The sequence below is a fragment of the Streptomyces sp. NPDC008150 genome, assembly GCF_042956945.1.
Lineage (GTDB): Bacteria > Actinomycetota > Actinomycetes > Streptomycetales > Streptomycetaceae > Streptomyces.
Genome location: NZ_JBIBHJ010000001.1, coordinates 724844 through 748971, shown reverse-complemented (window position 1 = coordinate 748971; position 24128 = coordinate 724844). Strand labels below are relative to the sequence as shown.

Sequence of the window (24128 nt, the reverse complement as noted above, 5' to 3'; positions counted from 1 at the left end):
GCCGGTCCCGGCACGGACGGCGGCACCGGGGGCGAGCGGCCGGAGGTGCCCGCGAAGGCCGCAGCCCGGCCCGCCGCCCGCCGAAGTACCGCCTGGACACTGACCGTTGGCCTGGTCGTCCTGCTGCTCGTGCTGGTCCCCGTGGCCGCCGGGACCGGCGCCTACCCGATCCCGGTCGGGGACGTCCTCGGTTCCGTGCAGCACCGGGTCGGGCTCGGCGGCACGCAGCTCGACCGGGTCGCCGACTCCGTGCTGTGGAACGTGCGCTTCCCGCGGATCGTGCTCGCGCTGCTCGTCGGTTCCTCGCTCGGCTGCGCGGGCGCCCTGATGCAGGGGGTGTTCGGCAACCCGCTGGCGGAACCCGGCGTCATCGGCGTCTCGTCGGGCGCCGCGGCCGGCGCCGTCGCCGCGATCTCGCTCGGCCTGACCTTCCTCGGCACCTGGACCGTCCCGGCGTTCGCGTTCGCCGGCGGACTCGCCACCGTCCTGCTCGTGTACGCGATGTCCCGCTCCGGCGGGCGCAGCGAGGTGGTGACGCTGATCCTCACCGGCATCGCCGTGAACGCCTTCGCGGGCGCCCTGATCGGCCTGTTCGTGTTCTTCGCGGACACCGCCGCCGTCAACCAGATCACGTTCTGGCAGCTCGGCTCGCTCGCCCAGGCGACCTGGCCGAAGGTGCTCGCGGTGCTGCCGTGCGCCGCCCTGGGCCTGGGGCTCGCCCCGCTGTACAGCCGCCGCCTGGACCTGCTGGCGCTGGGCGAACGGCCCGCCCGGCACCTCGGCGTGGACGTGGAACGGCTGCGGATCGTCCTGGTCCTGGTCATCGCGCTGCTGACGGCGGCGGCGGTCAGCGTCGCCGGGATCATCTCGTTCGTGGGGCTGGTCGTGCCGCACCTGCTGCGGATGGCGGCGGGGCCCGGCCACCGGTTCCTGGTCCCGGCCGCCGCGCTGCTCGGCGCCGCCGTGCTGCTCGCGGCGGACCTCGCGGCCCGTACCGTGGCCGCGCCCGCCGAGCTTCCGCTCGGCGTGCTGACGGCGCTGCTCGGCAGCCCGTTCTTCTTCTGGCTGCTGCGCCGCACCCGGCGCAGGCAGGGGGGTTGGGCATGAGGTTCCTCGGAACGCGCCCGGTGGCGCCCGCCCCGGCGGCCCCCGGCGACGTCCTCGCCGCCGCCGAGGCACTGCGTGTCCGGCTGGGCACGCGCGAGGTGCTGCGCGGGGTGGACGCGCAGGTCCGCGCCGGTGAGGTACTGGCCCTGGTCGGGCCCAACGGGGCAGGCAAATCAACCCTGTTGGGCGCCCTCGCGGGAGACGTCCGGCCGGCCGGGGGCACGGTCCGCGTCCACGGCCGACCGGCGGGCGACTGGCCGGCGGCCGAACTGGCCCTGCGGCGGGCCGTGTTGCCGCAGAGCGCCGAACTGTCCTTTCCCTTCACGGTGCTCGACGTCGTCCGCATGGGCCGGGCGCCCTGGGCGTCGCTGCTCCCGGAGGACGACGAACCGGCGGTCGCGGAGGCCATGGCGGCGACCGAGGTGACCGCGTTCGCCGGGCGCCCGTTCTCCGCGCTCAGCGGTGGCGAACGGGCCCGGGTCGCGCTGGCCCGCGTCCTCGCGCAGCGCGCCCCGCTGCTGCTGCTCGACGAGCCGACGGCCGCACTCGACCTGAAACACCAGGAGTTGGTACTGCGCGTGTGCCGGGACCGGGCGCGGGCGGGCGACGCCGTGGTGGTCGTGCTGCACGACCTGGGGCTCGCCGCCGCCTACGCGGACCGGGCGGCGGTGCTCGACGGCGGCCTGATCGCGGCGGAGGGACCGCCCGCCGAGATCTTCTCGGACCGGCTGCTCACCGACGTCTACGACCAGCCGGTGGAGGTGCTGCCGCACCCGCGCACGGGGGCGGTCCTGGTGACTCCGCGCCGGGACCCGGAACGGGCACCGGGCGGCCGGACCCGGACCGGCTAGAGGTGGTCGCGGCGGCCGGTTCCCCGGCCGCCGGGTCACGGTGCGGTCGCTGTCCGCGGTCCCGGCGCTCGCACCGGCGGCGGCCCCGGTAGGGTTTCGCCTCCGGGAAGGGGAAGGTGAAGGCAGCCGATGACCAGGGACCGCGGCCCGCGAAGGCCCCGCCGACGTGACCGCTCCATACGCGCGCTCCTCGGCCTGACCGCTCTGTCGCTCACGGCGAGCGGCTGCGTGGTGGTGCACGGCGAGCGTGAGGTCGTACCGACGGTCACGCGCGCCGAAGCCGCCCGCGCGCTGGCGCAGTTCACCTCGTCGTACAACAAGGCCGACAAGGCGTACGACAGTTCGCTGGACCGGGCCGTGGTGACGGGGGCGGTCGGCGACATCGACGGCGGCCGGCTGCGGGCGGGCCATGTGACGGACCCGGGCGGCAACCCCGCATACACACCACTGGAGTTGACCGACGCCAGGTTCACGATCCCGAAGAAGGCCGGCTGGCCGCGCTGGTTCGTGGCCGACGCCGCCGGCAACAAGGGCGGCACAGCCCGCTGGGTCCTCGTGTTCGTCCGCGACGGGCTGGACGAGCGCTGGCAGGTGGCGTTCCTGACCCTGGTGGCACCGGGCGACCTGCCCGCGATCCGCACCGACAAGGACGGCCTGGCCGAGGCCGTCCCGGCGACCACCGCCCAACTCGCCGTCAGACCGGCCGACCTGAGCGACGACTACGTCGGCTACCTCAAGGACGGCCGCGGTTCCTTCGCGCCGGGCCCGCGCACCAGCGCCTGGCGCGAGCTGCGGCAGAAGAGCGCGAGCCGGCCCGGTCTCGCCACGCAGTACATCGACGAACCGCTGACCCGCGGCGACTACGCGCCCCTCGCGCTGCGCACCGCCGACGGCGGGGCGCTCGTCTTCTTCGCCACCCACCACTACGAGAAGCAGACCGCCGCGCAGGGCACGACGGTGCCGGCCCCGAGCGCGAACGTGCGGGCGCTGACCACGGGCGAGATCAAGCAGTCGCTGACGCTGGAGTTCGTCTCGAACCAGGTGGCGCTGGACCCGGCGAAGGGGGCCGCCGGCCAGGGCGTGAACGTGCTCGGGCGGGTGCAGGGCCTGACCGGGGGCAAGGGCGAGTAGCCGCCGCGAACCCGAGCGGCACGCACGGGAGCGGCGCAGGGCGGGCGTGCAGGGGCGGGCGCCCGCGCCGGGCCGGACCTCGCGGTGGCGTCCGTGCCGGGATCAGCCGCGCGGCGGCCAGGCGGCGACCGGCTGGCCGGGGGTCTCCCCCGCGTACCGGGCGCACTCGTCGGTGAGGATCTCCAACAGGCTCAGCGGATCCGGCAGTTCGTGCTCGGGGCCGCGTATCCAGCGCACTCCCCGGCCGTCGCCGGGCAGCCGGGCCGGCGGCACCAGGACGTAGGAACCGCGGCAGTGCCAGCGCAGTCCGGGGTGCTCGTCCGCGGTCTCGGGGTGGCAGTCCAGCTCGCAGGGCCACCACTCGTCCTCGTCCTCGGGCGTACCGCGGGTGAGGGTGAAGAAGAGCACACGGTCGTCGTCGCTCTCGGCGACCGGCCCGACCTCGACGCCGGAGGCGAGCAGCCGTTCCAGTGCCTGGCGGCCGGCCGGGAGCGGCACGTCGAGGACGTCGTGCAGCATGCCGGTCGCGGTGACGAAGTTGGCCTCGGGCTGGTGCCGGGCCCAGCGCTCGACCTGGGCGCGGTCGGTGGTGGACTGGGTCTGCCACGCGAACGACAGCGGGTGCCGGGCGGGGGTCGGACAGCCGACCCGGTCGCAGGAGCACCGGTAGCCGGCGGGGTGCGCGGCGGGCGCCAGGGGCAGGCCCGCTCCGGCGGCGGCGAGCAGCAGGGCCTCACGGTCCCCGTCCGGGGCGGCCTCCTTGGGGCGGCGTCCGCGCAGCCATCGGGAGATCATGCCCTGCCGGTCGGTACGACCGCCGAACTCCGCGCTCATCTATCCCCTTGCCTCGCTGTGGTGCCGTCGACACGTATCACCGTGCCGCACTGCCATGGTCCCACCATCGTGCGCCCCGGGTGACCGGAGCCCGTGTCCGGGGTGGACGGAACACGGCGCACGGCGCCGCCCGGCCGGTGACCCGTCCCGCTTTGCGGCAATTGCCCCCGCCGGTCACAGGACCTTTGGTCCCGCTACGAGCCCGTACCGGTGTCGATGGGCACTGATGTCCTCGCGGCCGCCCGCCGCCCGCCGCCCGCGTCAGAGCGTGGCCGCGCCCGCGAGCAGTTCGCTCGCCAGCCGGGAGAGCTGGGCACGCTGCGGTCCGGTGAGGCCCGCGGCGAGTTCGGTGACGCGGCGGCCTGCCTCGCCCGCGCCGGTACGGGCCAGTGCGCGCCCCTCGTCCGTCAGCGACACCCGCACACCGCGGCGGTCGTCGGGCGAGGGCGTCCGGCGCACGAGTCCGCGCCGCTCCGCCCGGTCGACCAGACCCGTCATGGACGACTTGTCCAGGCCCAGGTGGCGGGCCAGCTCCTGCATGCCGGGCGTGCGGTCCCGCAGCACGCCGAGCAGCCTCAACTGCACGACGGTCAGGCCGTGTTCGGCCGCGACCTTCGCGAGCGTGCCCTGCACCAGGAACGAGAGCTGGACCAGTCCGTCCACGAGCCCGAGGTCCGGCGCGGCGGCGGACGCCGACCCGGACGGCGCGGACGGCTCGGCGGGCGCGGACGGCGCGGGGGGCGTGGCGTCGTGAGGCATGCGGGCATCGTACTTGACGTAGTACGTGACACAAATTAATTTAGTTCGTGTCACGTATTAACTCGAATCGCGGAGCCCCCGGAGTCCCCCATGTCCGAGCACACGCAGAACCAGATGCGCGCGGCCGTCGTCACCTCGTTCGACAGCCCGCCGCGGTACGCGGACTTCCCCGTCCCCGAGGCCGCGGAGGGACACGTCCTGGTGGACGTCCTCGCCGCCGGCCTGCACCCCCGGGTCCGCTCGGGCGCCGACGGCACCCACTACACCAGCGCCGGGCGGCTGCCCCTGGTGCCCGGCGTGGACGGGGTGGGGCGGCTGCCCGACGGCCGTCTCGTGTACTTCGTGGCCGACGACGACGTCCCCGGGACGATGGCCGAACGCGCGCTCGTCGACCCCCGCCGGTCCGTACCGCTGCCGGACGACGCCGACCCGGTGACCGTCGCGGCGGCCATGAACCCCGCGATGTCCTCCTGGGTCGCGCTGCGCCGCCGGGTCTCCTTCCGGGCCGGGCAGAGCGTGCTGATCCTGGGCGCCACGGGGAACGCGGGGCGCACGGCCGTGCAGATCGCCCGCCTGCTCGGCGCCGACCGGATCGTCGCGGCCGGCCGGGACCCGCGCCGCCTCGCCCTGCTCGACGGGCTGGGGGCCACCGACGTCGTCCCGCTGGGCGGCGACCCCGACGAGGAGGCCGACCGGCTGGGCGGCGCCGCCGCGGACGTCGACGTGGTGATCGACTACACCTGGGGCACGCCCACCGAGCGGGCGATCCCCGCCCTGCTGACGCGCCGCTCCGACCGCAGCGCGCCGCTCGACTGGATCCAGATCGGCTCGACCGCCGGGGCCGACATCACCCTGCCCTCCTTCGTCCTGCGCGCCGCCAACCTGCGGATCATGGGCAGCGGCCAGGGCTCGCTCACCGCGGCCGGGATCGTCGCCGAACTGCCGTCCCTCGTCGAGCAGTTGTGCGCCGGGGCCCTCACGGTCGACGCGCTGCCGGTGCCGCTCGCCGAGGTCGCGACGGCGTGGAACGCACCGACCGCCCCGGGCCGGCGCGTGGTGTTCACCCCGAACGCGTAGGCGGCGCGGCGGCGCGGCGGCAAGGCGGCGCGGCGGCAAGGCAGCGGGGCGGCAGGGCACGGCCGCGCTACGGGACAGCGCGGGGCCCGGCGGGGCGGGGCCCGGTGGCGCGGGGCGGCAAGTCAACCCGTTCGGCACACGCGCGGGACCCGGGGATTCGCCCCGGGATTCGCACCATGGGCAGCAACCGTCCCTGCGGCACCACAGGAGCCCGCCTTGGCCCGACCCCGCCCCGCCTCCGCACCCCGGCGCGCCACCCCCCGGCGCTACCTCATGTGCGCGCCCGCGCACTTCGACGTCGCGTACGCGATCAACCCCTGGATGAACCCCGCGAAGCCTGTCGACGTGGCCCTCGCCGTCGCCCAGTGGGAGGACCTGCGCGACCTGTACCGCTCCCTCGGCCACACCGTCGAGGAACTCGCCCCGCGGCCCGGCCTGCCCGACATGGTCTACGCGGCCAACGGCGCGACCGTGGTGGACGGCCGGGTGCTGGGCGCCCGGTTCGCGCACCGCGAGCGGGAGGCGGAGGCCGCGGCCCACCTGGAGTGGTTCGCCGCCCGGGGTTTCCGCGAGGTCCGCGAACCCGTGCACGTCAACGAGGGCGAGGGCGACTTCGCCGTCACCGCCTCGTACGTGCTGGCCGGCCGCGGCTTCCGGGCCAGCCCCGAGTCGCACCGCGAGGCGCAGGAGTTCTTCGGGCGTCCCGTGATCGGCCTCGACCTGGTCGACCCGCGCTACTACCACCTCGACACCGCGCTCGCCGTGCTCGACGACGCCGCCGGCACCGTCGCGTACTACCCGCCCGCCTTCTCCCCCGGCAGCCGCGAGGTGCTGCGCCGGCTGTTCCCGGACGCGCTGCTCGCCACCGACGAGGACGCGGCGGCCTTCGGCCTGAACGCGGTGTCGGACGGGCTGCACGTGCTGCTGCCGCAGGCGGCGGCCGGGTTGTTCGACCCGCTGCGCGAGCGCGGCTTCGAGCCGGTCGGCGTGGACCTGAGCGAACTGCTCAAGGGCGGCGGCAGCGTGAAGTGCTGCACGCAGGAACTGCGCGCCTGACACCCGGCGACCGTCGGCCGCCGGCCGCACCCGGCGGCTCCCGCCCCGCTACTCGGCCGCCGTCTCCGGCGGCCACGGGTCGCCCCAGTCGGCGTCGCGGGCCGCCCGGTAGAGGGGCCCGTGGCGCTTGGTGACCGTGCTGCGCGCGAGGCGTTCGTCGGCCTCGCAGAGGTCGAGGAGCACCTGCCCCTTGCGGATCTGCGGGCGCCGCACCACGCGGGAGGCGGCGGGCGCGGCCGGGAGGCGGGTGGCCGCCACGTAGCTGAACTTCTCGTCCTCGTAGGCGAGCGAACCGCCCTTGACCTGCCGGTGCAGCGACGAACGGCTGACCCGCGCCGAGAAGTGGCACCAGTCCTCGCCCGGGACGATCGGGCAGGCGGCGCTGTGCGGGCAGGGGGCGGCGACGCGGAAGCCGGCGGCGACGAGGCGGTCTCGGGCTGCGAGGACGCGGGCGTACCCGCCGGGGGTGCCCGGCTCGACGATCACCACGGCCTGCGCGGCGGTCGCGGCGGCGTCCACGACGGCGGTCCGGTCGGCCTCGGTCAGCTCGCCGAGCACGTACGAGACAGTGACGAGATCAGTGCTCTCGATGGTGAGCGCCGCTCCGACACGAGAGCGCTGCCACCGGGTGTCGCGCAGTGCCGGGTTGGCGGCGGCGATCTCCCGGCCCAGCGCGAGCGCCGGTTCCGCCCAGTCGAGCACCGTCACCGGCCGCCCGCCGTCCCAGGTGGCGCTGACCGCCCAGGTCGCCGCCCCGGTCCCGCCGCCGACGTCCACGTGCCGGGCCGGCGCCCAGTCGGGCACCGTGTCCGCGAACTCCGCGAGCGCCGAGCGCACCGCCTCGAAGGTGGCCGGCATCCGGTACGCGGCGTACGCCGCCACGTCGGCGCGGTCGCGCAGCACGGGGGTGTCGGTCGGGGTGGTGCCGCGGTAGGTGGCGATGAGCCGCTCCACGGCCTGTGCCGCCTGCCGGGGCGGGAGCCCGTCGAGCAGTCCGGCGAGGGCACCGCGCAGGGTCTCGGCCACCGACGCCGCGGACGCCGACGGTGCCGAGGGCTCCGGGGACGCGGGGGATGCCGGGGACGCGGGGGATGCCGGGGACACGGGGACGTTCACCCGGCGATTCTACGGGCGGTCCGCGCCCCGCCCGCCGCGCTCCCGACCCCACCAGGCGCGCTCCCGACCCCGCCCGCCGCGCTCCCGGACCGGCCCCGCCGTCGCGCCCGTGCCGCCCGCGGTCTAGCCGCGCGGTCCGCGCATCCCCCGCACCGCCCGCGCCAGCCGGGTCGCCGCCGCCGCGCGGGGGCGGCTGTCGGGGGCGCGGCGCACGGGGTGGACGGTGTTGGCGAGCAGCACCAGGAAGGTGTCGGTGACCGGGTCGAGCACCAGGGAGGTGCCCGTGAACCCGGTGTGGCCCGCGGCGCCCCGGCCCGCCAGTTCGCCCATGAACCACGGCTGGTCCAGCGCGAAGCCGAGGCCGGGCGGGGTCAGCAGGAGCTCGACGAAGTCGGGGCCCAGTATCCGGGCGGGCCCGTACGAGCCGCCGGCCAGCAGGGTGCGGCAGAACACCGCGAGGTCGCGCCCGGTGGAGAACAGCCCCGCGTGACCGGCGACCCCGCCCAGCGCCCAGGCGTTCTCGTCGTGGACGACGCCGCGCAGCATCCCACGGTCCGCCTTCGCCCACGGCCTGCGCTGGTCCTCGGTCGCCGCCGCCCCGGGACACGGGCCGAAGCGGGTGCCCGCCATGCCGAGCGGGCGGGTGATGCCCTCCTGGACGAGGACGTCGAGCGTGCGGCCCGTGACCCGTTCGAGGACGTGCTGGAGAAGCAGCATGTTCACGTCGGAGTAGACGTACTTGTCCGGCGGTCCCGACGGCACCTCGCTCTGGAGCATCGCGAGCCGCGCCGCGTCGTCCTTGCAGTCGTACAGCGGGAGTTCGGGGCGCATGCCGGAGGTGTGGGTGAGCAACTGCCGTACGCTCACGTCGTGCCGGGCCGCGCCGCGGAACTCCGGCAGGTAGGCGCCGACGCGGGCGTCGATGCCCAGGGTGCCCCGCTCGATCTGCTGGACGGCGGCGACCGCCGTGAACAGCTTGGTCAGCGACGCCAGGTCGAACGGTGTGTGCCGGGCCACCGGAACCCTTGCCTGCGCGGGGAGTTCGGTCCCCGTGTCCGACTTCGGGTCGTGGGAGGTGTAGCGCACCGCCCAGCCGGCCGCCTCCTCCACCGCGATCACCGGGCCGCGTCCGGCCACCACGACGGCACCCGCCGCCCAGGGCCGGTCGCCCGTCGTCAGGTCGTGGACGTCGCGCACGAGGTGGTCGAGCTCGCCGGGGTCCAGCCCCGCCCGCTCCGCCGTGTCGACGCGCAGTCTCGCGCTCAGTTCCCCGCCCCTTCCGCGACCCGTCCCTGTTCCGGGGACCGCACGTTCCCACGAAGCGGCCCGTTCCGACCACCGCGCCCGCCAGTTGGACCGTGCGGCGTGCGTGACGGACGTGGGCCCCTCCCCTCCGACGTCGTCGGCTCCTTATGCTCTCAGCTCGTACGACACATGTGCGACGCGTGTACGACGAGACACGGACGACGACACGGGACGGCCGGACCCGCACGGGCACGGCGCCCGGGACGAGTGAGGGCGGACGGATGGACGCGAAGAGCGTGCGCTGGGGAGTTCTGGCGACGGGCGGGATCGCGGCGGCGTTCACGGCCGACCTGGTGGACATGCCGGACGCGGAGGTCGTGGCGGTGGCGTCCCGCCGGGAGGACTCGGCGCGGGCCTTCGCGGACCGCTTCGGCGCCCCCCGCGCGTACGGCGACTGGGAGTCGCTGGCCCGGGACGAGGACGTCGACGTCGTGTACGTGGCGACCCCGCACTCGGCGCACCGGGCGGCGGCCGGGCTGTGCCTGGAGGCCGGGCGGAACGTGCTGTGCGAGAAGGCGTTCACCCTCAACTCCCGCGAGGCGGGGGAACTCGTCGGTCTGGCCCGGGAGCGCGGGAGCTTCCTGATGGAGGCCATGTGGATGTACTGCAATCCGCTGGTGCGCCGGCTGAAGGCGCTGGTCGACGACGGCGCGATCGGCGAAGTCCGCACGGTTCAGGCGGACTTCGGACTTGAGGGGCCCTTCCCCGCCGCGCACCGGCTGCGCGACCCGGCGCAGGGCGGCGGCGCGCTGCTCGACCTCGGCGTGTACCCGGTGTCGTTCGCGCACCTGCTGCTCGGGGAGCCGTCGGAGGTGACCGCGAGGGCGGTGCTCTCGGACGAGGGCGTCGACCTCCAGACGGGAGCACTGCTCTCCTGGGAGAGCGGTGCTCTCGGTCTGGTGCACTGCTCCATCACCGGCGGCACCTCGGTCGGCGCCTCGGTCACCGGTTCCCGGGGCCGCATCGACATCCCGGACGGCTTCTTCCACCCCGAGCGGTTCGTCCTGCACCGCGACGGCCGCGACCCGCAGGAGTTCCTCGCCGACCCGGCCGACGGCCCCCGCTCCAGCCTGCGGCACGAGGCGGCCGAGGTGATGCGGGCCCTGCGCGCGGGCGAGACCGAGTCCCCGCTCGTCCCCCTCGACGGCACCCTCGCGGTGATGCGGACCCTCGACGCGGTGCGCGAGCGGATCGGCGTGCGCTATCCCGGCGAGGCCGCCTGAACGGCCCGCCCCGGCCGGCGCCCGCACAAGTGGTCCAAAACTCAACTTGCACAAGCGGAATGCATTCCTCCGGGGCAATTCGCCACTCCGAGCCCCTATGCTCAGGACGTCTCCATCAAAGCTTCACAACTTGAGCACACGGGTCCCTTGTGGACCGGAGACCACACCGAGGGGGGAAACGGCGGCCGTTCCGCGGCACCGGGCAGGGGGCGCGTCTCGTACGACCACGAGGCGCGCTCCGGTCCGCGGGACGACCGCCGGCCGGCCGGCCGTGCGCGCGACGGAGTCCCCGTCCGCGCACGGCCGGCGCGCTTTCACCCGCCCACGGCCTCCGGCGGGCGCCGGCCTCAGCCGCGGTGCCCGCCCGGCCCCCGCGCCTCGTCCGCCGCCCCGGCCGCGCGCCGCACCGCCGCCCGGCGCCTGCGCAGCGCGACCGTCCCGCCGGCCAGCACCACGACCGCCGCCGCGGCACCCTCCACCGTTCCCCACGACGAGCCGCCGCCCGACGACGCGGGCGCACCCGCCGCCGCCCGTGCCGCCCGCGCCGTCGGGGACGGGCTCGCACTCGCCCCGCCCTCGCTCAGCGGCTTCACGAGCGTGCCGACCGACTTCGCCGAACTCCCGTCCCCGAAGCCCCAGTCGAGCAGCGCGGTGGTCTCCTCGTAGACCGCGTTGCCGCCGTTGTGGGGGTGCATGACGGTGACGAGGAGGGTGCGTCCGCCACGGGTGGCGGCGCCGGTGAACGTGTTGCCGGCGTTGGTGGTGTAGCCGTTCTTGACGCCGATCATCCCCGGGTACGCCTTCACCCCGAGCAGGCCGGTCAGCAGGCGGTCGGTGTTCTGTATCTGGAAGGTCTTCTTCCCCCCGGCCGGGAAGTCGGCGGTCCTCGTGGCGCAGTACGAGCGGAAGTCGGCGTCGGCGAGGCCGTGCCGGGCGAACAGCGACAGGTCGTACGCGGACGACACCTGCCCCTTGTGGTCGTAGCCGTCGGGACTGACCACCTTGGTGTCGAGCGCCTGGAGGTCCTCGGCCTTGGCCTGCATCTGGGCCACGGTGACGTCGATGCCGCCGTTCATCCGGGCGAGGACGTGCACGGCGTCGTTGCCCGAGCGCAGGAACACGCCCTGCCACAACTGCTCGACGGTGTACGTGGTCCCGGGCTGCACGCCGACGAGGCTGGAGCCGGACGGGATGCCCCGCAGATCGGCGTCGGTGACGGTGTGGCGCTCCGTGCGGTCGAACCGGGCCAGCACGGTGTCCGCGAACAGCATCTTCAGGGTCGAGGCGGGCGGCAGCGCGCGGTGCGCCCGGTAGGAGGCGAGCACCTCGCCGGTCTCCTCGTCGGCGACGAGCCAGGAGCGCGCGGTCAGCTTCCGGGGCAGTCCGCCCGCGCCGCGCACCTGCACGGCGTCGAGGGCGAGCCGCTCGCCGCCGACGGCCGTGGCCGGTGCGCTCCGCGCCGCGGCGGAGGCGGCCGGCACGGCGGCGACCAGCGGGGCGGCGGCAGCCGCGGCGAACAGGGACCGCCTGGAGATCCGGGTGGAGTCGTGCATCCGGGGACCGTACATACCGAGGCTGTGCGCGCGTGCGGCGGGTCCCCCGACAGCCGCGCCGCTCGCCCGGCGATGTCCGGTGCCACCCCACGGAACAGGGGTTTCCTGGCAATGACCCCTCGTGCGCCTGGCAATGAGCTGTCTCACCGTTTTCTGAATCCGCGCCCCGCTTTCTCAGTCCTGGCACATCTCTTCCTCAGGGCGCCCCAAAGGTTCGTCCCTAGCTTGTGGCCGCGCCCACTTGGGGCGCCAAGAACCTTCGAGGAACGGGATGTTTGGCATCTATCTCAAGCGTGAGCTGAGCCGGCGCAAGAAAGCCGCTCTGGTCATCGCCATGGGTCTGGCGCTCGGAATCGCTCTGGTCATCACCGTGAACTCGGTGTCGGCCGGCATGCAGAAGGCGCAGGACAAGGTCCTCCAGTCGCTCTACGGCCTCGGCACCGACATGACCGTGACGAAGGCCGCGGCGGCGCCCTCCGCCAGCGGTTCGCAGAAGCCGAACTTCAAGTTCGACGCGAAGTCCAGCGGCAGCTCGAAGCAGAGTTCGGACCGGGTGATGACGCAGGGCGGCCAGTCCCTGAAGTCCTCGCTGGTCTCCAAGGTGGCGGCGCAGAAGGGCGTCGCGAACGCGGTGGGCGCGCTGACCCTGAACGTCACCAAGGTCGACGGCTCCTTCACCCAGGGCAAGGCGCAGTCCTCGACGACGCAGAACGGCGAGGGCCAGAACGGCGGCCCCGGCGGCAGCAGCACCGGCATGCCGCAGGTACAGGGCGGCGGCGCCTCGTTCAACGTCAACTCGTACTCGGTCGCGGGCGTCGACGTCTCCGACCAGACGCTCGGCCCGCTGGCCGCGAGCAAGATCACCTCGGGCAAGACCTTCACGACGGCACAGGCCGGCTCCAAGGTCGCGGTGGTCAGCAAGTCGTACGCCAAGGAGAACAAGTACACGGTCGGCAAGACCTTCAAGATCTCCGGCACCAAGTACACGGTCATCGGCATCGCGACGCCCGACAGCAGCGACTCGACCACCGACGTGTACCTGCCGCTGAAGCAGGCGCAGACGCTCGGTGACGCCGCCGGCAAGGTCACCACGATCTACGTCAAGGCGTCGGACTCGAAGCAGATCGACGCGGTCAAGAAGACCATCCAGAAGAACATCTCCGGCACCACGGTCACCACCTCCGCCGACCTCGCGGACACCGTCTCCGGTTCGCTCTCCACCGCCTCCAACCTCGCGACCAGCGTGGGCAAGTGGCTCTCCGTCGCGGTGCTCGTCGCCGCCTTCCTCGTCGCCGCGCTGCTCACCTCCTCCGCGGTCTCGCGGCGCGTGCGCGAGTTCGGCACGCTGAAGGCGCTCGGCTGGCCGAGCCGCAAGGTGACCCGGCAGGTCGTCGGCGAGTCGATCGTCAACGGCCTGATGGGCGGCGTCCTCGGCATCGCGCTCGGCCTGGTGGCCGCGTACGTGGTGACCGCGATCAGCCCGACGCTGACCGCCGACCTGGGCTCGACGGCGGGCTCCGGCGGCGCGGGCGGCGGCCCCGGCGGCGGCGGTGGCGGCATGGGCGGCGGGCCCGGCCAGCAGGCCGTGTCCAACACCGTGAAGATCGCGCTGACCGCGCCCGTCTCGGTGACCACCATCGGGCTCGCCGTGGGCCTCGCGGTGGCCGGCGGCCTGATCGCGGGCGCCATGGGCGGCTGGCGCGCCTCCCGGATGCGCCCGGCCGACGCGCTGCGCAGCGTCTCCTGACACCCCGCGGTCCCCTCCGCCCCGTACCGGGGCGCCGTGTCCGTTCCCCCCGGGGCACGGCGCCCCGCCCCTTCCCACAGCCCCGGCCGTCCGCGGCCGGCCATCCACGGAGAACCCATGTACAAGCTCACCGGCGTCACCAAGCGCTATTCGCGGGGCAAGGAGACGGTGCAGGCGCTGCGCGGCATCGACCTCACCATCGAGGACGGTGACCAGCTCGTCATCCAGGGCCCCACCGGCGGGGGCAAGTCCACGCTGCTCCAGATGATCGGCGGCCTCGACCGGCCCTCCGACGGCAGTGTCGTCCTGGACGGTGTCGACCTCGGGTCGATCAGCGAGGCGAAGCTGACCCGGCTGCGCGCGGAGAAGATCGGCATCATCTTCCAGTCGTTCAACCTGATCCCGACGCTCACCGCGCAGGAGAACGTCGAGACCGCGCTCGTACCGCTCGGTGTGAAGCCGAAGGAACGGCGCGAGCGGGCCGCCGAGGCGCTGAGCTCGGTGGCGCTGGGCGAGCGGCTGCACCACGTGCCCTCGGAGCTGTCCGGCGGCCAGCAGCAGCGCGTGGCGATCGCCCGCGCGCTGGTCAAGCAGCCGAAGGTGCTCCTGGCCGACGAGCCCACCGGCAACCTCGACGAGGGCACCCGCGACGACATCATGTCGCTGCTGGAGGGGCTGTGGCGCGAGCACGGGCTGACGTTCGTCATGGTCACCCACGACTCGTCCATCGCCCGCCGGGCACCGCGCCTGGCGACCATCAAGTCCGGCCGCATCACGCTGAAGGAGCGCCCGGACAACGCGCGCCGGGGCCCGGTGGCGGGGGCCGCTCCGGAGCCGACACTCACTCAGGAGGCCTACGGCGCGCAGTAGTCGGGGCGCCGTGACGCCGGCCGGCCGTTGCCGCCGTCGCCGCCGTCACGTCCCTGTCGGAGGGCCGCTTCCCGCACACGCGGGGGCGGCCCTCCGGCACGGGGGGCGGGGGCACGGGTCCGCGGCACCGGGCCGGGGCACCGGTGCCGGGCGGGCTCGGGACGGCCGGGGACGGACGGCATCGCGCCCGCCCGCGCCGTGCGCCCCGGTCCGCGTTACGCGCCCGGCCCCCGGTCCGCGTTACGCGCCCGGCGCCCGGTCCGCGTTACGCCTGGCCGGTCTCGAAGCGGCTGATGCGGCCGTCCTCGCCGACGGTGAAGCTCCACCGGGTGTTCATCTCGCCCCAGGCGTCGTTGCTGTAGCGCGCGACGAAGGACCGGCCGTCACGGGACTCCTTGTCGACCTCCAGGTGTCCGTGGGAGGAGAAGATCTCGCGGTCGATCCACTCGGTGAGGTCCCGGTCGGAGCCGTCGTCCGCCATGGTCGCCCCGGGGGCCAGCAGTGCGAGGAAGCCGTCGCGGTCGTGGGCGTTCACCGCGCCGACGAAGGCGCGGACGGCCGGGTCGCTGAGCCGGGCTGTCTGAATGGTCATGCCCGTCACCCTCACACCGCCGCGCCGGGCCCGCCACCCGAACGGCGGCCCGGACCGGGCCCGTCCGGCACCCGGGATGCGAAGTTGGGAACGGAACCGACCGTTGTCCGCCGTCTCTGCCCGGGAGTGACCGTGAGCTGCTGTTTCGACCGACGTGATCTGGGCCTGCTGCTGCTCCGACTGGGCACCGGGGGCGTGCTCGCCGCGCACGGCGCGCAGAAGCTGTTCGGCTGGTTCGGCGGGGGCGGCCTGGAGGGCACGGGGCAGGCCATGGAGTCCATGGGCTACAGCCCGGGGAAGGCCAACGCGACCATGGCCGGCCTCGCGGAGGCGGGCGGCGGCGCGCTGCTGGCGCTGGGTCTGGCGACCCCCGCGGCGGGTTCGGCGGCGGCCGGGGCCATGGCGGGCGCCGCGGCCGTGCACGTACCGAACGGGTTCTTCGCGCAGAGCGGCGGCTTCGAGTACGCGGGCTTCCTGGGCCTCGCGGCGGCCGGCCTCGCGGTCACGGGCCCCGGGCGCCTGTCGCTGGACCACGCGCTGGGCCACGCCGTCAACCGCGGCTGGATGGTGCCGGCGGCGTTCGCGGTGACCGGCGCGGCGACGGCGGTGGTCGTCGGCACCCGCAACAAGAGGGTGCGGCGGGCGGCGGAGGGCGAGCAGGGCACGCTGTTCGAGGGGTGAACCGGCGGCCCCGCGGGCGGCCGGGCCCAACTCCCGTGACAGGCTGCTGGGATGGACGATCCCAACTCGGCGGCCCCGGCCGGGGGCACCACGGACCCGGACCTCTGGAAGGCCGTCGACGCCCTCTGGGGCTGGCTGGAGGCGAGCCGCGGCACCGGCCCCGACAGCACGGGCCGCGGTGAGGAACTGCTGTCGCGGGTACTGAAGTTGTCGGAGGAGGTCGGTGAGGTCGCGCAAGCGGTGATCGGCGCCACGGGGCAGAACCCGCGCAAGGGCGTCACGCACACCTGGCAGGACGTCGAGTCGGAACTGTGCGACGTGGTGATCACCGCGCTGGTGGCGCTGCGCACGCTGACCCCGGACGCGCGGCGGGTGTTCGCCGGACACCTGGCGCGGGTGACGGACCGCTCGCTGGGCGAACCCCTGCCGGACTCCTCCCGTGCCGAGAGCAGTACCGAGAACACCTGACGCCACAGGGAAGTTGAGAGCGGGCACCGCCCGGGAAGAGAGCCGAAGCACATGGCCGAGAAGACCGACACCCTGACCGTCACCGTCCTGGGCACCGGGATCATGGGCGCGGCGATGGCCCGCAACATCGCCCGCGCGGGGCACACCGTCCGGGCCTGGAACCGCACCCGCGACAAGGCCGAACCCCTCGCCTCCGACGGCGTGTTCGTCGCCGACACCCCCGCCGAGGCCGTCGCGGAGGCGGACGTCGTCCTGACGATGCTCTACGACGGCGACGCCGTGCTGGAGGTCATGCGGGAGGCCGCCCCGGCGCTGCGTCCCGGGACCCCGTGGGTGCAGTCCACCACGGTGGGCACGGAAGCCGTCGCGGAACTGGGCGACTTCGCGCGCGAGCACGAGCTCGTCTACTTCGACGCACCGGTCCTGGGCACCAAGCAGCCAGCGGAGGCTGGCAAGTTGACGGTGCTGGCCGCCGGCCCGGCCGCCGGGCGCGAGGCGGTGGCACCCGTCCTGGACGCGGTCGGCGCGCGTACCGTCTGGACGGGCGAGGACGCGGCCGCGGGCAGCGCGAGCGGCCTGAAGCTGGTGGCCAACAGCTGGGTGCTGGCGGTGACGGCGGCGGCGGGCGAGTCCCTCGCCCTGGCAAAGGCCCTGGAGGTCGACCCCCAGCACTTCCTCTCCGCCATCGAGGGCGGCCCCCTCGACATGGGCTACCTGCGCGCCAAGGCCGACGCCATCCTCAACGACCGCCTGACACCGCCGAGTTTCGCGGTCACGACGGCGGAGAAGGACGCCCGCCTGATCGTCCAGGCCGGCGCCCGCCGCGGCGCCCGCCTGGACGTGGCCGCGGCGGCGGCGGAACGCATGGCCCGAGCGGCGGCCCAGGGCCACGGCAACGAGGACATGGCGGCGGCGTACTTCGCGAGCTTCGAGGAGAAGGCGGAGGCGTAGTCACCCCGCCACACCCGTACACCCACGCCCCCGAACCCACGCGCCCCGGCCCTTCGGACCCGGGGCGCGCCCTGTTCCACCCACGCGTCGATGACGGTGCGGCGGCGGGCGGCGCTCACCTGAGTGAGGCGCGGAGATCCGGTGGTGCTCACGCCGACCAGCGTCCATTTCCACAACCAGGCCAGTACCGGTACAGACTGCAACCACCGGTACGTCTTTGCTTCACGGGGCACCGATCCGGGTCCCAACTTCTTTGAATCGGTTGCCTGTCACCCGGTAACGCTGCTGGAATCACTCTCTGTACATATGTCAGGGGAGTGGGACGAACGTGGCAGCACTCGACAACGTGAAGCTGAAAGACGTACTCGCGGACGTGGCGTCGGGCTCCTTGCAGTTGCCCGACTTCCAGCGGAACTGGAAGTGGGACGACGACCGGATCCGCGCCATCATCGCAACGGTGACGCTGGACTATCCGCTCGGCGTAGTGATGACGCTGCAAACCGGCGGTGCCACCCGGTTCCGCTCACGGACGCTCACAGGAGCACGCCCGGAGGGCGATCCGGCCGCGGACCTTCTCCTGCTGGACGGGCAGCAGCGCCTCACCTCCCTCTTCCAGGCACTGTGGCTGAACGCCCCGGTGGAAACGGCTGACGCCCGCGGCAAGCCCATCGAGCGGTGGTACTACGTCGATATCGCGAAGGCCGTCGGCCCGCCAGCGGACCGCGACGAGGCCATCCTGTCCGTCCCGGCGGACAGGGTGCTCCGGACCGACTTCAACCGCACGGTGGTGCTGGACCTGAGCACCACCGAGGGCGAGTGCGCCGCCGGCCTATTCCCTCTGCATCTCGTCTTCGACGCCCAGCGTGTGAACAACTGGAAGAGGTCATACATCAAGGCGGACGAGGAACGGAACTGGGACACGTGGGGCCAGTTCGACGAGTTGGTACTCCAGCAGGTCCGCGCCTTCCAGGTCCCGATGATCCGGCTGGCCGCCTCGACATCCATGGACGCCGTGTGCGCGGTGTTCGAGCGGGTAAACACTGGCGGTGTGCCCCTGAACGTCTTCGAGCTGCTCACCGCGACCTACGCCGGCGACCGCGAGTACGTGGACCGGACCGGGGACTACTACCAACTGCCCCAAGTATGGCGAGAGATCAAGCAAGGACTCGCGGCCAAATACCCCGTCTTCGGCCGACTGGAGGGAGGCGTCGAGAACGGGCTGAGCAGCATCGACTTCCTGCAGGCCATCGCTCTGGTGCGCACGTGGGAACGGAAACAGGCGGGCACTGGAGCGACGGTGTCGTGCAAGCGCCGGGATTTGCTTGACCTCCCGCTGGCCGACTTCGTGCGGCTCGCACCGAAACTCGCCGAAGCCTTCGCCTGGGTGGGCGACTTCCTGGAACGGCAGTGCATCGTCCGTCCGACCGATCTGCCGTACAAAACGCAGCTCGTTCCGCTCGCGGCCGTCCGCGCCATCCTCGACACCGCCCTAGCTGGTCTGGGGCCGGAGGAGAAGATCGAGCAATGGTACTGGAGCGGGGTCCTCGGTGAGATGTACGGCGGCTCGACCGAGACCCGATTCACCCGTGACGTCGAGCAGCTCGTCCCCTGGATCACTCAGGACGACCGGGCCCCCGACACGGTCACGGACGCGTTCTTCTTCGCCGACCGTCTGGACACCCTCACCACCCGCAACAGCGCCGCCTACAAGGGTATCTACGCTCTGCTGATCAAGCAGGGGGCGGTGGACTGGCACTACACAGACAGCCCTCTCAGTCCCGGCAGGTTGGACGAGTACAGCGTGGACGTTCGGCAGGTCTTCCCGAAGACCTGGTTCCGACGCGGCAACAGTGACGGCCGGCCCACGAACTCCATCGTGAATAAGACCCCGTTGTCCTATCGGGCGGCAATGGACATGACTGGGGCGCCGGCGTCCTATCTCGCCACCATGGTCGCCGCCTCCGACCTGCGGCCGGAGTGGTTCGACGACGTACTCGCCACCCACCTCATCGATCCGGAAGCGCTCCGCGAAAACGACTACGCGCGGTTCTACAGCGACCGGTCTAAGCAGTTGCAGGATCTCGTGCACTCCGCCATGGGCAAGCGGACCATGCTCCGTGACCTCGCGGAGGGCGATGCCCGATGACGAGCACACCACGCGGGCAGGATCTTGCCGCCCTCAAGGGCAGAACCGTCCCCGTGCAGGACATCCTCGACCTGTTCCAGGTGCGGGTGCGCAACCACGGGACGGTCCACCGGATTTCGCAGGCACTCACGGACGCCGGACTGACGACTCTGCCGGACTTCGCTGTCTGCGACTACGGCAGCAGTGTCGACGTCATACCGCTCGCATCCGTCCCCGCGCAGCCTGCCCCTGCCGACGCGGAACGGGACGAGGCAGAGGAGGCTTTGCCCTCGGCCGCGCTTCCCCAGCGCCTGCTGCTCGGGGACATCCCGTCGGCAGGCCGCGGCTTGGTGTCCGTCGGTCCCGGCACACCTCTGCCGCAGACCACGTTCCTGATGCGCACGAAGGGGATCGCACAGGTGCCCGTGACCACCGGCATGGCACAGATCCATGGAGTGGTGACATGGGGATCGGTCGCCAAGATGTACGAAGCTGGCAAACAGCCGACGCTGGACAACGCGATGGAGAAGGACTCCTTCCCGATCGCCGACACCCGCCAGGAGTTCTTCTCCGCGCTGCCGATCATCCGCGAGCACGGGTACCTCCTCGTCCGAGGTGACGACGGTTGCCTGTCCGGCATCGTCACCGCGGCTGACGTCACCGACCGTTTCGAGGGCACCGCACGGCCCTTCTTCATCGTCGGGGAGATCGAGTCCCTGTTGCGGCGCTGTCTGGGAGCGGCACTGGACGAGGACGCGGTCAGGGCCGTCCAGAACAACAGGAAGGCGGAGCACCGCACCGGCCGGGTCTCTGATCTAACGTTCGGCGACTATCTGAGGCTCCTTGACGGCGACCAGACGAAGGCGTCCATGGCCGAACGCGCCGACGCCAACTGGGAGGCGCTGAAGTGGCCCAGCATGCCCAGGGAGCAGTTCGTCGGTCGTCTGAAAAGGGTGAACGACATTCGCAACCGGATCGCCCACTTCGACGAGAAGCCGCTCCCACCGGAGCTGATCGACGAGCTGACGACATTCGCAAATCTGCTTCGGGCGTTCGTGGCCTGAGACCGGACGGGGTGTCTCCGTGCGAACAGGGAGACGCCCTCATCGTCAGACTGGTCCAAAACCGAACTGCCGCGAGGCCAGTGCCTCGTGAAGCCGTAGCGTGTGACCGTCCGGCAAGGTCTCCAGCACTTCACACCGTCGCAGTTTGAGGAGTTGGCGCAGGACCGCGGCGAAGCGTATGGACCAGCGGTCTGGCGCGCAAGCTGTAGCAGCAACCGGTCCACAAGTCCCTCGCTGCTCTTCTCGACGCAGGTGCGTTCGGTGCGAGCGGACTCCCGCGGATCGGCGGCGAGTTCGTGCCCGGCGATCCGTCGCACGGACTGTGTGATGGCTGCGGTTCACCAGCCGCAATAGCCTTGCCGACGGCGGTGAACTGCGCCTCCAGCCTGCCGCGCCGCACTGGCGCGCCAGTGCGGCGGCACGGTCGAGCACGACGGCGCTGCCGGAACAGCCAGCCCCTGGCGAGGCGGCGTCGAGCAGTGGCTCGGCAACCCAGTTGGCGTCTTTCAGACGCGGGCGACCTGTCGGGCGCCGAACGCTTCGCTCACGCCTCCCGGTTGTCGACCGTGTCGATGCGCTTCTTCCGGACCTGCGGCACGAGAAGGAACCTCTTGCGTCCACCGTCAGCCACTCGTGTTTCGTCAGCACCGGGGCGAACCCGGTGCGGGCCCGAGCGGCGCGGTCGCCCTGAGCGCGCGTACAGGACGGCCATGCGGTGCGACTTGCCCGAACCGAACGATCCCTGCAGGCAGGCAGCCTACGAGGGGTGCCCGTCGAGCGCGGACTTGATGAGGTCCGACGCATCGTCGAAGTTCCCCGCAGTCGGCGGTGAGGGCACTTTCCTCGCACCGCACGAGGATTACGATCGCCGTTGCCCCGACCGGTGGGCCTCCAGCAGCCTGTGGCTCGCGATCGTAAAGGGGTGTTCGGGGCCCAGGGCCTGTTCCCTCTGCCCGACGACGAGGGTCATCAGCCCGATCGCCTCGTCCAGGTGGCCGAGTTCGGCCCGGGTCCGGGAGCGTAGCTGCCGGGCAGCGAGCACGAGCGGGTACCCGGGTCCGAAACGTCGTACATAGGCGTCGGCGACGAGCCGGATCTCCTCGTCGGCCTCTTCGTAGCGGCCCAGGAGATACAGGGCCCACGCGTGGTTGTGCCCGGCGCCAAGCGTCACCGTGTGATCGGCGCCGAGGAGCCTGGCGCACTCGGACGGCAGCGAGAGCAGCGCGCCGCCCTCTTCGTCGGCCAACTCGGAGGCCGGCAGCATCTCCAACAGGCCGGCACGGGATCGCAGGGTCAGCGGGTGGTGGGGACCGAGCGCCGCACGTCGGCCGGTGACAGTGGCCCGCAGGAGCGCGAGGGATTCCTCGCGTCTGCCGAGGTTGCCCAGCACGAGCTGGAGACCGTGGCCGCTGTCCAGAGTGTCGGGGTCGTCCTCCCCGAAGAGCCTCTCCTGGGCGGCACGGACGTCCTGGAGCCACGATTCGGCCTCGGGATACCTGCCGAGTCGGAACAGCGCCCGGCCTGCCCTGGAACGGGCCGCCAGTACCAGGCGGTGGTCCGCACCGAGCCGCTGCCGCGCGACCTCCGCCGCCGTGCGGGAGGTCTCCCACGCGGAAAGGTAGTCACCCGTACGGTGCAGCGCGACGGACAGCCGCGTCGCAACTGCCAGTGTTTCCGCCAGGGTTGACGACTCACCAACCCGCCGCAGCAGGGCAAGCGCGTGAGGTACGAGCAGCCGCAGGCGCGGATCGTGCGGGCCCGCGTCCGGCTGGGCCGGAACAGCCGCGTCCAGCAACCGCACCGCTGTCCTGTCGAGAACCCGCTTTCGCTGCGGGGGCGTTGCCGCGGCGACGCTGTCGAGCAGAACTCCGTGACACTGCAGGCAGCGCGCTTCGACGTCGACCAACTCGGTCAGCGACTGGTCGAGCAGGGCCCGCAAAGCGGTCTCGGTGCGCGCACGCGGGAAGACACCGTCGATCTCGGCACGGTCGAGCAGGAACAGCGGCAGCGGCTCGGGGGCGAACCGGGCCAGAAGCCTGAGCAGCGCCGTCGCCTCGGGCAGCCCATGGCCCTCGAACGCGTCAAGGGTCAACTGCCAAGTCAGACCGACCAGATGACGAGGGTCCGCCTCGGACAGCGCGTCCGCTCCCCGGTCGATGAGCTGGACCCGTTCGTCCTCGTCGAGATGGTCACCGTAGGCATCCATCGTCCAGGGGTCGAGCACCTGGTGGGAGAGGAAGCCGCCCGCCAGGGTGAGGGCGAGCGGCAGGCGTCCTAGCCGGTCCGCGATCCGCGCCGCCTGCTCGGCCGTGCCGCTGTGGGGGGCGAGGTCGCACAGTACGAGGGCGGCGTCCTCTCGGGGCAGTACGCCGATGTGCTGCAGTTCGGCACCGGGCCACCAATGGGCGGCGGCCCGCCGTGTGGTCACCACGACGGTGCCGCGCGGACTGGTGCGCAGCCAACTGCCGTCCCGAAGAATCTCCGGCTCGTCGGCGTTGTCGAGGACCAACAGCCATGGTTCGGGCGACCGGTCGAGGTACTGCCAGACGAGATCCGCCGCGGGACGCAGACCGTTGCGGGCGGCCAGCAGTTCGGCGTCACTCGCTCCCCGGTCTGCGGCGACGGCCAGCATGCCGGCCCTCAGACTCGCCCGGTCGGAGGCGTTGACCCACAGGCCGACTCTCCCGTACTCGCTCGTGGCCGCCTGAAAGAGGACGCAGGCGACCGCCGTCTTTCCACAGCCGCCCATGCCGTACAGGACATAGGCCTCGCCGCCCCGATCCGTCCCGACCGCTGCCCGCAGGCCCGCCATCACCTCGGCACGGTCACGCAGCACCGCAGGCGGGCGTCCGACCGCCGGGCGGCGCACCGAGTCGGGGCCCGCGGGCGTGGACGGCTCGCCAGCGTAGTGGTGGTGCTCGCTGATGTGCTGGTCGCCGGATGCCTGGAAGACACGCGCGCTGTCTTCGGCGCGACCGTCCATGCCGTCCGTCATCGCTCGGTGATGTGCTGGTCGCGGCCGGCTTGGTAGACCTTGGCCTGGCCCGACGCGGTCGCCTGCTGTGTGATCCGGTGGGGAGCAGCACCGCCTGGATCAACTTCGTCCAGCAGTTGTCGCAGTTCTTCAGCGGCGCCCGGGTGGGCGACGATCAGTCGGCGTAACAGTCCCTGCCACTGCAGCCGTACCTCGTTCAGCGTCTGCTGGTCGTCCGCCGCGATGGCGGCCAGCACGTCTTCGCGGCCGGTTTCCAGCTCGGCCGCGACGGTCTGGGCACGCTCGGGCTGCAGCCGATGCCACAGCCCGGTGAGCCCGTCGCGGGTGCGCTGCCAGGCGTCTGTGGCCATCAGCGTCACCAAGGTGGCTCCCGCGCTTTGTGCGAGTGAGGTCAACTCCGCTTCCACAGGCACCCCTTCGTCCGGCTAAATTCGGCAACATGGCGAAAAGGCAGCGGTTCACAAGGCGTCGACGCCGCGATTCTCCAGGTCAATATCGTTCCACTCTCGAGGGAGAGGGGACAAGGAGCCGTCAACCGGAAGCATTCCGGCCAGAGGCCGGACTCACCACATGGCCCGGCTTGGGCACAGGGGTCTACTGTGTCGTCGGCGACCGACCGAAGG

General features: G+C 72.8%; 20 protein-coding genes and 2 pseudogenes. 13 read left to right on the top strand and 9 right to left on the bottom strand.

All coding sequences use genetic code 11. The features are described from left to right. Positions 1-45: 45 nt before the first annotated feature. The 3 genes from ACFZA0_RS03240 (at position 46) to ACFZA0_RS03230 (ending at position 3089) form a co-directional block, all read left to right on the top strand. A complete protein-coding gene (locus ACFZA0_RS03240) occupies positions 46-1107 on the top strand; it encodes an iron chelate uptake ABC transporter family permease subunit (RefSeq protein ID WP_391011811.1) in 1062 nt (353 codons plus the stop codon). Further along, positions 1104-1958, top strand: a complete 855-nt coding sequence (locus ACFZA0_RS03235) for a heme ABC transporter ATP-binding protein (protein ID WP_391010362.1) — start codon at positions 1104-1106, stop codon at positions 1956-1958. The genes ACFZA0_RS03240 and ACFZA0_RS03235 overlap by 4 nt, the downstream gene beginning before the upstream one ends. A 129-nt stretch (positions 1959-2087) precedes the next feature. Then, on the top strand, positions 2088-3089 hold the full coding sequence (locus ACFZA0_RS03230) for a hypothetical protein (protein ID WP_391010360.1): 1002 nt from the start codon (positions 2088-2090) through the stop codon (positions 3087-3089). A 102-nt stretch (positions 3090-3191) separates the two neighbouring features. On the opposite strand, the gene ACFZA0_RS03225 is transcribed toward ACFZA0_RS03230, so the two are convergent. Continuing rightward, positions 3192-3923 carry a bifunctional DNA primase/polymerase gene (locus ACFZA0_RS03225; protein ID WP_391010357.1) on the bottom strand — a complete coding sequence of 244 codons (732 nt, stop codon included), beginning with the start codon at positions 3921-3923 and terminating at the stop codon, positions 3192-3194. A 261-nt stretch (positions 3924-4184) separates the two neighbouring features. Next, positions 4185-4682 carry a MarR family transcriptional regulator gene (locus tag ACFZA0_RS03220; protein ID WP_391010354.1) on the bottom strand — a complete coding sequence of 166 codons (498 nt, stop codon included), beginning with the start codon at positions 4680-4682 and terminating at the stop codon, positions 4185-4187. Between the two features lie 114 nt (positions 4683-4796). On the opposite strand from ACFZA0_RS03220, the gene ACFZA0_RS03215 reads away from it, so the two are divergent. Next, positions 4797-5759 (top strand): zinc-binding dehydrogenase, encoded by a 963-nt coding sequence (locus ACFZA0_RS03215; protein ID WP_391011808.1) that lies wholly within the window; start codon positions 4797-4799, stop codon positions 5757-5759. Between the two features lie 216 nt (positions 5760-5975). Then, entirely contained in the window at positions 5976-6815 is an 840-nt protein-coding gene (ddaH, locus tag ACFZA0_RS03210; protein WP_391010351.1) for a dimethylargininase, read from the top strand. Positions 6816-6863: 48 nt separating this feature from the next. On the opposite strand, the gene ACFZA0_RS03205 is transcribed toward ddaH, so the two are convergent. Next, positions 6864-7841 (bottom strand): small ribosomal subunit Rsm22 family protein, encoded by a 978-nt coding sequence (locus ACFZA0_RS03205; RefSeq protein WP_391011805.1) that lies wholly within the window; start codon positions 7839-7841, stop codon positions 6864-6866. 213 nt (positions 7842-8054) lie between these two features. Further along, on the bottom strand, positions 8055-9185 hold the full coding sequence (locus tag ACFZA0_RS03200; protein WP_391011802.1) for a serine hydrolase: 1131 nt from the start codon (positions 9183-9185) through the stop codon (positions 8055-8057). Positions 9186-9457: 272 nt separating this feature from the next. Here ACFZA0_RS03200 and ACFZA0_RS03195 point away from each other — a divergent pair, with 272 nt between their 5' ends. Next, a complete protein-coding gene (locus ACFZA0_RS03195) occupies positions 9458-10459 on the top strand; it encodes a Gfo/Idh/MocA family oxidoreductase (protein ID WP_391010348.1) in 1002 nt (333 codons plus the stop codon). Between the two features lie 347 nt (positions 10460-10806). Here the strand turns inward: ACFZA0_RS03195 and ACFZA0_RS03190 are convergent, their stop codons facing one another. Beyond that, complete coding sequence (locus tag ACFZA0_RS03190; protein WP_391010345.1) at positions 10807-12012, bottom strand: serine hydrolase; 1206 nt, start codon at positions 12010-12012, stop codon at positions 10807-10809. A 271-nt stretch (positions 12013-12283) separates the two neighbouring features. On the opposite strand from ACFZA0_RS03190, the gene ACFZA0_RS03185 reads away from it, so the two are divergent. Then, complete coding sequence (locus ACFZA0_RS03185; RefSeq protein WP_391010342.1) at positions 12284-13759, top strand: ABC transporter permease; 1476 nt, start codon at positions 12284-12286, stop codon at positions 13757-13759. A gap of 117 nt (positions 13760-13876) precedes the next feature. Continuing rightward, the gene (locus tag ACFZA0_RS03180; protein WP_391010339.1) at positions 13877-14629 is read left to right on the top strand and encodes an ATP-binding cassette domain-containing protein; all 753 of its coding nucleotides are present in this window, start codon (positions 13877-13879) and stop codon (positions 14627-14629) included. Positions 14630-14894: 265 nt separating this feature from the next. Here ACFZA0_RS03180 and ACFZA0_RS03175 read toward each other — a convergent pair whose 3' ends face one another. Beyond that, entirely contained in the window at positions 14895-15221 is a 327-nt protein-coding gene (locus tag ACFZA0_RS03175) for a nuclear transport factor 2 family protein (protein ID WP_391010336.1), read from the bottom strand. Between the two features lie 132 nt (positions 15222-15353). Here ACFZA0_RS03175 and ACFZA0_RS03170 point away from each other — a divergent pair, with 132 nt between their 5' ends. The 5 genes and pseudogenes from ACFZA0_RS03170 to ACFZA0_RS03150 all read left to right on the top strand — a co-directional run bounded on the left by ACFZA0_RS03170 (position 15354) and on the right by ACFZA0_RS03150 (position 20510). Continuing rightward, a complete protein-coding gene (locus ACFZA0_RS03170; RefSeq protein ID WP_391010333.1) occupies positions 15354-15902 on the top strand; it encodes a DoxX family membrane protein in 549 nt (182 codons plus the stop codon). Positions 15903-15953: 51 nt separating this feature from the next. Next, on the top strand, positions 15954-16370 hold the full coding sequence (locus ACFZA0_RS03165; protein ID WP_391010330.1) for a MazG-like family protein: 417 nt from the start codon (positions 15954-15956) through the stop codon (positions 16368-16370). Between the two features lie 18 nt (positions 16371-16388). Beyond that, a pseudogene (locus ACFZA0_RS03160) lies at positions 16389-17321 on the top strand (NAD(P)-dependent oxidoreductase); the annotation flags it as partial. Positions 17322-17649: 328 nt separating this feature from the next. Next, positions 17650-19467 (top strand): DUF262 domain-containing protein, encoded by a 1818-nt coding sequence (locus ACFZA0_RS03155; protein WP_391010327.1) that lies wholly within the window; start codon positions 17650-17652, stop codon positions 19465-19467. Then, positions 19464-20510, top strand: a complete 1047-nt coding sequence (locus ACFZA0_RS03150) for a CBS domain-containing protein (RefSeq protein ID WP_391010324.1) — start codon at positions 19464-19466, stop codon at positions 20508-20510. The genes ACFZA0_RS03155 and ACFZA0_RS03150 overlap by 4 nt, the downstream gene beginning before the upstream one ends. A gap of 592 nt (positions 20511-21102) precedes the next feature. Here ACFZA0_RS03150 and ACFZA0_RS03145 read toward each other — a convergent pair. From ACFZA0_RS03145 to ACFZA0_RS03135, 3 genes and pseudogenes are all read right to left on the bottom strand, one after another. Next, positions 21103-21324, bottom strand: a pseudogene (locus ACFZA0_RS03145) (hypothetical protein); the annotation flags it as partial. 45 nt (positions 21325-21369) lie between these two features. After that, positions 21370-23505 carry a tetratricopeptide repeat protein gene (locus ACFZA0_RS03140; protein ID WP_391010321.1) on the bottom strand — a complete coding sequence of 712 codons (2136 nt, stop codon included), beginning with the start codon at positions 23503-23505 and terminating at the stop codon, positions 21370-21372. Continuing rightward, complete coding sequence (locus ACFZA0_RS03135) at positions 23502-23912, bottom strand: hypothetical protein (RefSeq protein ID WP_391010318.1); 411 nt, start codon at positions 23910-23912, stop codon at positions 23502-23504. The genes ACFZA0_RS03140 and ACFZA0_RS03135 overlap by 4 nt, the downstream gene beginning before the upstream one ends. Between the last annotated feature and the right edge of the window lie 216 nt (positions 23913-24128).